A 329-nucleotide genomic window follows, 5' to 3' on the forward strand; every position below is an offset into this window, starting at 1 on the left:
TTTCCTAACTCTTTTCCTTCTGTTGATGCATCATATACTTTTACAACATCACCTTCAGTTACTTCACTCACTGTAATTGTATCCACAGCTCCAGCTTTATTGTTCGCTACTTTTACTGTATCCACCGCTGGTGCCACTGTTACTTGTGATTCATATTTCACCGCTGTACGAACACTTTCTAGCTCATTCTCACTTTGTACACTTACGTACACTGTGCCACCTGTTTCTTTCAGTAAATCTGCCTTTTTAATCGTTACTTCTTTCGCTTCTCCAGCTACCGCTTCTGATGTTACGATCGCTTCTCCACCTTTTGACGCTTCATATACACG

General features: G+C 41.0%; 1 pseudogene. It reads right to left on the bottom strand.

Annotated features, from left to right (window positions below):
- A pseudogene (locus H6481_RS28485) lies at positions 1-329 on the bottom strand (hypothetical protein); the annotation flags it as partial.

The sequence above is a fragment of the Bacillus sp. ME78 genome (assembly GCF_903970865.1).
GTDB lineage: Bacteria > Bacillota > Bacilli > Bacillales > Bacillaceae_G > Bacillus_A > Bacillus_A cereus.